This is a genomic window from Streptomyces sp. NPDC043870, assembly GCF_056435785.1.
Genome location: NZ_JBWKDT010000005.1, coordinates 245,082 through 255,261 on the forward strand (window position 1 = coordinate 245,082; position 10,180 = coordinate 255,261).

General features: G+C 70.4%; 9 protein-coding genes. 5 read left to right on the top strand and 4 right to left on the bottom strand.

The annotated features are described in order from the left end of the window. The first annotated feature begins 73 nt into the window (after positions 1–73). Both AC0699_RS09340 and AC0699_RS09345 read left to right on the top strand, forming a co-directional pair. Positions 74–1,168 carry a selina-4(15),7(11)-diene synthase gene (locus AC0699_RS09340; protein WP_478657638.1) on the top strand — a complete coding sequence of 365 codons (1,095 nt, stop codon included), beginning with the start codon at positions 74–76 and terminating at the stop codon, positions 1,166–1,168. Between the two features lie 17 nt (positions 1,169–1,185). Beyond that, positions 1,186–2,529 carry a cytochrome P450 gene (locus tag AC0699_RS09345; protein WP_478657641.1) on the top strand — a complete coding sequence of 448 codons (1,344 nt, stop codon included), beginning with the start codon at positions 1,186–1,188 and terminating at the stop codon, positions 2,527–2,529. 47 nt (positions 2,530–2,576) lie between these two features. Here the strand turns inward: AC0699_RS09345 and alc are convergent, their stop codons facing one another. From alc to AC0699_RS09365, 4 genes are read right to left on the bottom strand one after another with little or no spacing between them, the layout of a single operon-like run. Beyond that, a complete protein-coding gene (gene alc / locus AC0699_RS09350) occupies positions 2,577–3,719 on the bottom strand; it encodes an allantoicase (RefSeq protein WP_478657644.1) in 1,143 nt (380 codons plus the stop codon). 60 nt (positions 3,720–3,779) lie between these two features. Beyond that, the gene (locus AC0699_RS09355; RefSeq protein ID WP_478657647.1) at positions 3,780–4,712 is read right to left on the bottom strand and encodes a LysR family transcriptional regulator; all 933 of its coding nucleotides are present in this window, start codon (positions 4,710–4,712) and stop codon (positions 3,780–3,782) included. A 30-nt stretch (positions 4,713–4,742) separates the two neighbouring features. After that, complete coding sequence (locus AC0699_RS09360; protein WP_478657649.1) at positions 4,743–6,500, bottom strand: caspase family protein; 1,758 nt, start codon at positions 6,498–6,500, stop codon at positions 4,743–4,745. After that, complete coding sequence (locus AC0699_RS09365) at positions 6,497–6,889, bottom strand: hypothetical protein (protein ID WP_478657652.1); 393 nt, start codon at positions 6,887–6,889, stop codon at positions 6,497–6,499. The genes AC0699_RS09360 and AC0699_RS09365 overlap by 4 nt, the downstream gene beginning before the upstream one ends. A 365-nt stretch (positions 6,890–7,254) precedes the next feature. Here AC0699_RS09365 and AC0699_RS09370 point away from each other — a divergent pair, with 365 nt between their 5' ends. The 3 genes from AC0699_RS09370 (at position 7,255) to AC0699_RS09380 (ending at position 10,048) form a co-directional block, all read left to right on the top strand. Then, positions 7,255–8,073, top strand: coding sequence for an alpha/beta fold hydrolase (locus tag AC0699_RS09370; protein WP_478657654.1), 819 nt, complete (start codon positions 7,255–7,257; stop codon positions 8,071–8,073). Between the two features lie 458 nt (positions 8,074–8,531). Further along, a complete protein-coding gene (locus AC0699_RS09375; protein ID WP_478657657.1) occupies positions 8,532–8,735 on the top strand; it encodes a hypothetical protein in 204 nt (67 codons plus the stop codon). 104 nt (positions 8,736–8,839) lie between these two features. Beyond that, a complete protein-coding gene (locus tag AC0699_RS09380) occupies positions 8,840–10,048 on the top strand; it encodes a S8 family peptidase (protein WP_478657660.1) in 1,209 nt (402 codons plus the stop codon). The last annotated feature ends 132 nt before the right edge of the window (positions 10,049–10,180 follow it).

Consider the following 10,180-nt stretch of genomic DNA (forward strand, 5'->3'; position numbering starts at 1 on the left):
TTGATCACTCTGAGGTGCGAGTTACGCGTGTTACGGCTGTGACACGTCGCACCCTGACAAGAGGGAGGCCGACGTGGGGCCCGAGCTCATAGTTCCGCCGATCTTCTCTCCCATCCCACCGGCGATACATCCACGCCATGCGGAGATAGACGTCCAGACCGCAGCCTGGGCCGAAACGTTTCGTATCGGTTCCGAGGAACTACGCGGCAAGCTCGTGACACAGGACATCGGCACGTTCGCCGCCCGGATACTCCCGGATGGCCGCCAGGAGGTCGTCTCCCTCCTTGCGGACTTCGTGCTGTGGCTGTTCGGCGTGGACGACGGACACTGCGAGGAGGGGGAACTCGGCCACCGGCCAGGCGACTTGGCGGGCATGCTGCACGGTCTGCTGCGCGTCGCGCAGAATCCCGAGGCCCCGATGATGCTCGACGACCCGCTGGCCGCCGGACTGCGCGACCTGCGCCTCAGAGTCACCCGCTACGGCACGGCCGGGCAGACCGCCCGCTGGGTCGACGCCCTGCGCGAGTACTTCTTCTCCGTGGTCTGGGAAGCCTCCCACCGCCGTACGGGCACCGTCCCCGATCTCAACGACTACACCCTGATGCGCCTGTACGACGGTGCGACCTCGGTGGTGCTGCCGATGCTGGAGATGGGCTACGGCTACGAACTCCAGCCGCACGAGCGGGACCGTACGGCGGTGCGCGCCGCCGCCGAGATGGCGTCCTTCGTGATCACCTGGGACAACGACATCTTTTCGCACCACAAGGAGCGGAGCGGGACGGGCTACTACCTCAACGTCCTGCGCGTGCTGGAGCAGGAGGGCCTCACGCCCAAGCGCGCCCTGACGACAGCGATCGCCCAGCGGGACCGCGTGATGTGCCTCTTCATGCGGCTGAGCGCGTATCTGTCGGAGGAGGGGAGCCCGCAGCTGCGGCAGTACCTCGCCAGCCTCGCCTCCTTCATCCGCGGCGCCCAGGACTGGGGCGTCAGCTCCGTTCGCTACACCACGCCGGAGGACCCCGCGAACATCCCCTCGGTGTTCCGCGCGACCCCCACCGACGACAGCCGCGAGCCGCTGGACATCCCCGCCGTCTCCTGGTGGTGGAACCTCCTTCCCGATGAGACCGCGACGCGCCACGGCCACGTGCCCGCGCAGCGCGCCGCGTAGAAACTAAGGATTCTCCGGTGTCAGTTGGCTTGCAATCGGTCCCCCGCGCTCCCGGCGCCGTCCCCCTTCTCGGGCACGCGTTGAAGCTGTGGCGCGACCCACTCGGCTTCCTCAAGTCGTTGCGCGGCAGCGGCGACCTGGTCCAGGTGAACCTGGGCACCATGCCGGTCTACATCGTCACCTCCGCCGAACTGGTTCACGAGGTCACCGTCCGCAAGGCGCGGCATTTCGAGAAGGGCCGGCTGTTCGACCGACTGCGCCCGCTCGCGGGCAACGGTCTGGCGACGGCGAACGGAGAGGTGCACCGCAGACACCGCCGGCTGATCCAGCCGATGTTTCACCCGCAGCGCATCTCGATGTACGCCGAGATCATGAGCGACAACGCACGTGAACTGGCCGACTCATGGACGCCGGGCCAGCACGTCGAGATGGAACAGGCGATGGCCGGATACGCGGTCGAAACCCTGGCGAAGACCCTGTTCTCCACGGACATAGGGTTGCCTGCAGTTGAGGCCGTTCGCAAGAACCTGCCAGTGGTTCTGAAGAACATGCTGATACGGGCGGCATCCCCCAAGATCCTCGACCGCCTGCCGATCCGTGCCAACCGTGACTTCGACGCCGCGGCCGCAAATCTGCGCGAGGTCATCGACGACGTGGTCGCCACCACGCGCCGGTCCGGGCGGACCGAACACAACGATCTGCTCACGGTGCTGCTTGCCGCGCAGGACGCGGAGACCGGCGAGGCGCTGTCCGACACGGAGGTGCGAGACGAACTGAGCACTATCCTCTTCGCCGGCGCCGAGACAACGGCTTCCACGCTCGCCTGGACCTTCCATGAGCTGGCTCATCACCCTGAGGTCGAGAAGCAACTCGTGGCCGAGATCGAGGAGGTCGTCGGTGACCGCTCGGTGACCATCGAGGACGTTCCGAAACTCGAAGCCGTCCGGCGGGTGCTCGACGAGGTGATCCGCCTGCACGGCGTCACCCTGCTCATGCGCCGTGCCACGGAAGAGGTGGAACTCGGCGGGTTCGCCTTCCCCGCCGGCACCGAGGTCGCCTTCAGTCTCTATGCCATGCACCGCGACCCGAGTCTTTACGACGACCCGGACCGATTCGACCCCGACCGGTGGCTGCCGGAGCGCCGGGCCGGCATCTCCCGACAGGCCTATGCCCCTTTCGGGGCGGGCAACCGCAAGTGCATCGGGGACGCGTTCGTCTGGACAGAGGCGACGATCGCACTGGCGACGATCCTCGCCCGCTGGCAACTGCGGCCCGTCCCCGGTCACACTCCCAAGGAGGTCGCCTCGGCCGTGGCACACCCGGACCGGGTGCCCATGATGGCCGTCGCCCGAAATGCCTGAGACGCTTGACGCCCGGCCGCTGCCGTCGGCCGGGCGTCAGCGGGGTTTCAGCCCGTCAACCGTGCGTGGCGCTCGTGCAGTTCACTCGCCCCCTGCTCAGTGAGCTCACCGTGCAGCCGCATCCTCGCCACCCCGCCGTCCGGAAACGCGTCCAGCCGCACATGCGTCGCGACCGCCGGCGCCGCGAGCGCGAAGCGGTGGAGGGTGTCGGGCTGGAGCCGGGTGCGCGGGAGGATCTCGAACCACTCGCCGGTCTCGCCGTCGCGGCCGCTGAGCGCGATCCAGCCGGCCGCATTGCCCTTCAGATACGCCGTGTCGATCTCGACGGCCCGGACGGCCCCCTGGGCGGCGAGCCGGAACCGCACCCAGTCGTTGGTGCCCCGGTCCCTGCGGCGCCGGTTCTCCCAGCCGTCGTCCATCTTCCGGGACGTGCCGGGCAGGATGATCTGCGTCGGCGAGGAGTAGAACCGGTCCGAAGCGTCCTCGTACACCCCGCCGTTGAGCACGGAGACGAGGTCGAAGGTCCCGAGAAGCTCCAGCCAGGCGGGGGCCGGCACGACCTCGCCGTGCACACGGAGGCGGGCGATGCCGCCGTCGGGGTGCTGGCACAGCCGGATGTGCGTCCAGCGCCGCTCGGAGCGGATGGCGAACCCGTTGGCCGCGTGACCGCGTACGGGGGTGGGCGGAACGAGCTCCTCCCACTTCACGTCGTCGGCGAGCAGCTGCTCGGGGCCCGGGGCCCCTTCGACGGCGGTGGCCTGCACGGACACCCGCTGCGGGTAGTTGCCGCGGAAGTGCGCGGTGTCGACGACGATGCCGCGGATCACGCCGGGCGCGCCCAGACGGACGACGGCCCAGTCGTGATCGTCGGCCGCGGGGAAGGGCTCGTCCGCGGTGCCGCGCCGCCGCCGGGTCTCCCACCCGTCCATGATCTTGCCCTTGTGCCCGAACCGCTCCGGATCGAAGACGGCGCGCTCCCGTACGAGGAGGTTCTCGCGCTCGGCGAAGAACTCGTCGTTCGCGGCGATGACGCCCGCGCCGAGGCGCCGGTCGGCGAGGTCGACGAGCTCGGTGAAGGGGAAGTCGCCGGTGCGGTAGTCGGCGTAGGGGTCGCCGCCGGGGTAGGGGGCGGCGTCGTTGCCGTGCGGGTCTGCGGCGTGCGGGTCTGCGGCATGCGCGTCGGTTGTCATGTGTACGACGGTGCCGCCGCTCGACCGACCAGGTCCATCGAATGTTTCCGCACATTCACTTCAGGAGATCTGAATGGTCTCGGAGCGGGCCCCGGCGGCCCCCCGCAGCGCCTCCAGCACATGAGCCACCCCCGCCCCCTCCTCCGCGCCCCGCCGCACCGCTGCCACGACATGCCTGCGCGGCTGGTCGGCGCTGAGCACCCGCATGACGACCCCGCTGCGCCGCTCCGCGGCCGCCATGCGCGGTACGAGCGCGACCCCCATGCCCGCCTCCACCATGGCGAGAATCGCGGTCCACCCGGACGCGGAATGCGCCTGCTCCGGAACGAACCCGGCCGCCTCGCACGCGGCCAGCGTGATCTCGGACCAGGGTCCGCTGCCTCCGAAGATCCACGGCTCCTCCGACAGATCGGCCAGCCGCAGCCCCGGCTCGGCCGCCCTCGGATGCCCGGCCGGCAGTGCCACGTCCAGCGGATCGGCGAGCAGCGGTACGCGGGTGAACTTCGGATCCCGGGCCGTCGGCGCGTGCGCGGCCAGCGACAGCGCGAGGTCCACGTCCCCGGCGGACAGCAGCTCGTACGCCTCGGCCGCCTCCGCCTCCCGGACCCGTACCTCCAGCGCGGGGTACGCGGTCCGCAGCCGCTGCACGGCGGGCACGACGAGCGCGGGCACGGCGGTCGAGAACGCCCCGACCCGCACCTCCCCGGCCTCCCCCTGCAGATACCCGGCCAGCTCCGCGTCGGCCCGCTCCAACTGCGCGAACACCGCCTCGGCATGACGCAGTACGAGGTGGGCGGCGTCCGTGAGCCGGACACGGCGTCCGTGCGCCTCCAGCAGCGTGACGCCGAGCTGCTTCGCGAGATTGGTCAACTGCTGCGACACGGCCGACGGCGTCATCAGCAGCGCCTCCGCGGTCGCGGTGACGGTGCCGCGGTCCCGCAGCGTCCGGAGGATCTGGAGCTTCTTGACGTCCCACTTGTCCCACTCGGCCATGCCGACAACCTACGCGAGCAGGTCTTGCGTTCAGGACACGGTGGAGTCGAGGACCAGAACCCCGAGGATGAGAATCACGGAAAGGGCCATGCCCACCACGGCCGAGGCCTTCGATATCGCGGCCAGGGACTTCGCGGTCAGCCGCCTGCCCTGGCCGGCAGACCCCGTAGCGGCCGCCTGGGCGTGGCGCTTCGCGGCGTAGGAGAACCCGAGTGCGGCTCCGGCCGTCACCAGGCAGAGCACCGCGGACCTGAGCACGTCCGAGGTGAGTGCCTTCGTTTCCCCCACCGCGCCTTTGTAGTCGTAGCCCGTCCGCATCAGATCCGCGATGGTCACCCCGGTGGCCACGCCCGCAGTGATCCCCAATGCCATGAAGACGACCGCGGCGACAGCGGCCACGAGGGCGCAGACCGCCAGTGCGCAAGCTCGCGACGCCTCGGGGGCGGGCTTCCGCCGTGGCTCCCGCGGGCCCGTGAGCGGCTCCTTGGGGGGCACCTTGGGCGGCTCCTTGGGGGGCGGCAGGGGCGGTTCGAGGCGCGGAGCCACGATGTCGGCGTCGACGTGAAGGACGGATTCGCCTATGCCTCCCGCGAGTCGGACATCCCCGCTCAGCGGGCCGGGCCGAGACGTGTCCACCGAAACGTCCAGCCCCTGCGGGGTCACCTGGACGTGGATCCGCTCATCCTCCGCGCGCGGCGTACAGGCCTGGGCGAGTGGAGGGCCCGCGAGCTGGACCGAGATGTGCGGTGCGGTTGAATTCTGCGCCACAGGGCCGAAGTCCGCCCGCTCCGGGACCGGACGCACCGCAGCTCTCCGCAGCACGCGGCCGGCCTCATCGGCGATGAACTTTATGTCGTTCCGGACCATTTCAGCGAGGGCGTCCCTGGCACCCGCCGCAATTTCGAGACTCGGGCTCTCCAACCGGAGTCCGAGTTCCGCGACGGCCCCACGGCGGGTGTACGTGTCCGAGCTGGAAACCGCAGCTTTCAGACCATTCGGAAGAGGTACCGGTACGATCCGCTTCCTGCGACTACGCGCCAGGTACACAGGCCCTTGGAAGTCGATGTTCCGACTCGGCGTCTGATGCGGATTCTCTTCACGCACCCGGTCGAAGACGTAGTCATAGAGTTCATCGAGGGAAATCTGTCCGTCTTCGTCGAGATCGGCTTCGCCGGTGGAAAGCCCGTTGACCAGCGCGCTGGTGAATACCGATGGTCGCGGGTGGGGATGACCGGAGAGGCTGGCCCCTTCCATCGCGAACTCCATGGAGTTGGACGCCGTGATGACTGCGCGGCCGCGTCCGCCGCCGGGCTTCTGACCGGAGAAGGCCTCCAGTACGTGCATGTCTTCCGACGCGCGGACCCTCACCCCGGGCGAGAAGGCTCCGCCGTAACAACAGTCGAGGAACAGGACGACACTCCGGGCCCGGCTGGCCGACATACAGCGACGAACAAGGTCGGCCGACACCGCGGTGGAGACCAGTCGGCGCGGTTTGGTGTCCACCGCGGCGAAGTACAGCTCCCCGGATTCGCTCTTCAGGCCGTGGCACGAGAAGTGCACGACCAGTTCATCTCCCGGGCGACGCTCCGAGAAGAAGTCCTCGATCCGCCTGGTGATCACGTGCCATGGCTCGTTCCTCGCCACTTGCACATCAAAATTGCCGATCTCCGGGTCGCCGAGGACTCCCGCAAGAGCCGCGGCGTCCTCAGCCGGCGAGCGCAGTTGCGAAAGCCCCTCGTCGAGATAGGCGTCGTTGGCGATGATCAGCGCATGCCGGGATGCGTTCATGAGGGAGGGTTCCGCACGGGGTTGTGCCGTTCGACGAAGAGGTCGAACGCGGCGGTCACCTGGTCCTGGGACGCTTCGGATATCTCGATCACATCGTCGTCCATCACCAGGCGAAGCGACAGACGTCTGTCGGTCCGGCCCCACCAGGCGCGGATGGCCGACATGACCTGCTCCAGGGCCCTGACGGAAGAGCCCAGTGTGACCAGCAGCGCACCTACCTCAGCCGCTCCGAACGCCCTTGCCCCCGGAGGGACTTCGGCACTCCGGAGTGTGGTGACGTCGTCCACGTCGAGTTCGAGCAGTTCCTCGCGCAGGTATCCGGCGAGCTTGTCCACCCGTTCGGCTTCCGCTCCCTGCTCGGAAAGAAAGATCTGCAACGGAGTGCTCACGAAGCCACCCCTTCACACGTGGGGCCTCGGCGCGGAGCAACGCGACGAAGCTGCCCGCCGCTCCACGTCACTCTCACCCTCAGTGTCCGCCTCTCAGCCCCCACCGGCAACAGAGCGGCCCCACGCGGAGAGCGGGGCGCGTGATGCGGGGCGGGTGGGGGCGGGGGCACGGTGCACCGGGCACCGGGCACCGGGCACCGGGCGCAAGGCGCAAGGCGCAAGGGCTCATCCATCGGATCGTGCCAGGGATCGTCCCGGTCCAGCCGACATGTCGTGGCCCGCTGTCGATGAGTTTTCCCGTCTGCGGGAGTCTCCCCTTCTGTCACAGCGACCACGGACGACCACGCCTGGAAGGACCACCGGCCATGACCACCACCCACACCCTCGACATCCCCGGCGGACGCCTGTACTACGAGGTCCGCGGTACGGGGCCGCTGCTGCTCGTCCTGGGGGCGCCGATGGACGCCGCGCACTTCGTGCCGCTGGCCGACGCGCTCGCCGGCGATCACACCGTCGTCACCCACGACCCGCGCGGGATCGCGCGCAGCGTCCTCGACGATCCCGGGCAGGACTCCACCCCCGAACTGCGGGCGGACGACGTCGTCGCGCTCCTCGACGCCCTCGGCGCCGAGTCCGCCGACGTCTTCGGCAGCAGCGGCGGCGCGGTGACGGGCCTCGCGCTGGTCGCGCGGCACCCCGCGCGGGTGCGGACGCTCATCGCCCACGAGCCTCCCTTGCTGGAACTGCTCCCCGACGCCGCGGAGCAGCGCGCCGCGACCGAGGACATCATCGAGACCTACCACCGGGACGGGGTGGGGGCGGCATGGATGAAGTTCATGGCCAACGCGGGATTCGAGGCAGGTGGCGGCGACGGTGACGCCCCCACCCCGCCGCCCGGTGAACCCTCGGAGCAGGACCTCGCCAACAGCGCCCGCTTCTTCGACCACGAACTCCGTGGCACCGCCCACTACGTGCCCGACATCTCCGCCCTCGCGGCCGCCCCGGCCCATGTCGTCGTCGGCATCGGCGTCGACTCCGGCGGCCTGCTCACGTACCGCACGTCCGCTGCGCTCGCCGAGCGCCTCGGCACGCCGCCGGTCGAGTTCCCCGGCGATCACGGCGGCTTCATCGGCCGGCCGAAGGAGTTCGCGGAGGCACTGCGGGAGGTGCTGGCGCGCGGGTGAGCGGGCGGGCCGACGGCCGCCACGCCGATCGAGCCGGCCCGTGTCCGACGCCCCTGTGGACTCGGGGCGCCGGACGGCTCGCCCGGGTCGGGTCCGGGTGACCTGGCGGCAGCTCACCGGACACCGCCCGCAGGGCCTCGTACCGCCCCGACGAGACCTGCACCTTCTGCCCCGTCACCGGGACGGGGCAGAAGGTCTTCACGCGTGCGGCAAGCGGTGAATCAGCGCTGCTGGACGAACGCCCGGCCCTCATGCGCCTCGGCGGAGCAGGACTTCTTCTCCGCGGCAGTCATCTTGCGGCCCTTGACGACCACGGCGTTGCTCTTGCCGTCGGTGCCGTTCTTGGCCGGGCCGGTGATGGTGTCGTCGAAGAACCAGTGGCCGGGGCGGCGAACGTGAAACTACGCCACGGAGGCAGCACGCATGGTGGACGACGACACCGCTGAGGCGCGCAGCTGGTGCGCGACGAGCTACGCGACGCCCTCGCCGCAGCAGGCGTCGTACACCCCTCGCTCGGGATCGACGTGGCCTCCGCCGCGCCGCTCATCGCGCTCGGACGGTGGAGCCTCACCACCGCCCGGCGCCTGGCGCCGAGGCCGTACGCGGGGGGTGACGGGGACGGCACGGGTGAATGCCCGAGCCGGGGCGAGATCTGCCGGTGACGCGGGCGGCGCGCTGCGGCGATCGGCTGACAAAGGCTCAAGCACCGCCGCAGCCGGGCCGAAAAGACGGTGACAGGATCATCACCAATCCGATGGGAGTATCCATGCGACTGTTCGCGCGCTGCGCGGTCGCGGCCCTGCTCGCCCTGTCCGCCGCCGTGCCCGGGACCGCCGCGGCCGAGGACCGCACGGACGGCCCGGTCCCCGCACCACTGCACCGTTCGGCCGAGGCGGTGAAGGGCAGCTACATCGTCTCGCTGAAGGCCGGTGCCGACCCTGCCGACATCGCCCGGCAGAGCGGGGTGAAGCCCCGGTACACGTACAACCGGGCCATGCGCGGGTTCTCCGCGATGCTGAATCCGAGCCAGTTGGAGGCGGTACGGCTCCTGCCGGGGGTCGCCGCCGTGGAGGAGGACGCGAGGGTCTACGCGCACAGCACAACGGGCAGGAACCGCACTCAGGACGCGCACGGGTCCCACGGCGTGGTCCAGGCCGCGAGCTGGGGGCTGGACCGGTCGGACCAGCGGGGTCTGCCGCTGGACGGCCAGTTCGCGGCCAAGAGCACCGGCAAGGGCGCCACGATCTACGTCGTCGACACCGGGATCGACTACGCGCACAGTGAGTTCGGCGGGCGCGCCGTGTTCGGGTTCGACGCGATCGGCGACGGCCGCAAAGGGCGGGACTGCGAGGGCCACGGCACCCATGTGGCGGGCACGGCCGGCGGGGCGACGTACGGGGTCGCGCCCGAGGCCACGCTGGTCAGCGTCCGGGTGCTCAACTGCGAGGGCAACGGGGCCTGGTCCGGGATCATCGCAGGACTCGACTGGGTCGCCAAGAACGCCCGGCAGCCCGCCGTCCTGAACGCCTCGCTCGGCGGCACCAGCTCCGTCTCCGCGAACGCGGCCGCGGACGCGGTGTTCGCCAGCGGGGTCCTGCCGGTCATCGCGGCCGGCAACTCCGCCGAGGACGCCTGCGGCGTCTCGCCCGCGGGCGCGGAGAAGGTCATCACGGTCGGCGCGACCGACCGTGCGGACCAGGAGACCGAATACAGCAACTACGGCAAGTGCCTGGCGCTCTACGCCCCCGGCAGCGAGGTCGAATCCGCGCTGCTGGGCGGTGGCAGCACCAGCATGAACGGCACCTCGATGGCCGCCCCCCACGTGGCGGGGGTCGCCGCGCTGTACAAGGCGGCCCACCCGACGGCGGACGCCAGGACGGTCTCCGACTGGATCATCAAGCAGTCCACCAAGGACGTGGTCAAGAAGATCTCCAAGGACTCGCCCAACCGGCTGCTGTTCACCGGTGGTCTGTGACCGCGCCGAACCCCACGCAACCGCATCAGCCGCCTCTGCTGCCCGGCGGGGGGGGGGGGGGGCCCCCCCCCCCCCCCCGGGGGGGGGGGGGGGGGGGAGCCCCCGGGCGGGGTCGCCCTTCGCCCCCGGGGT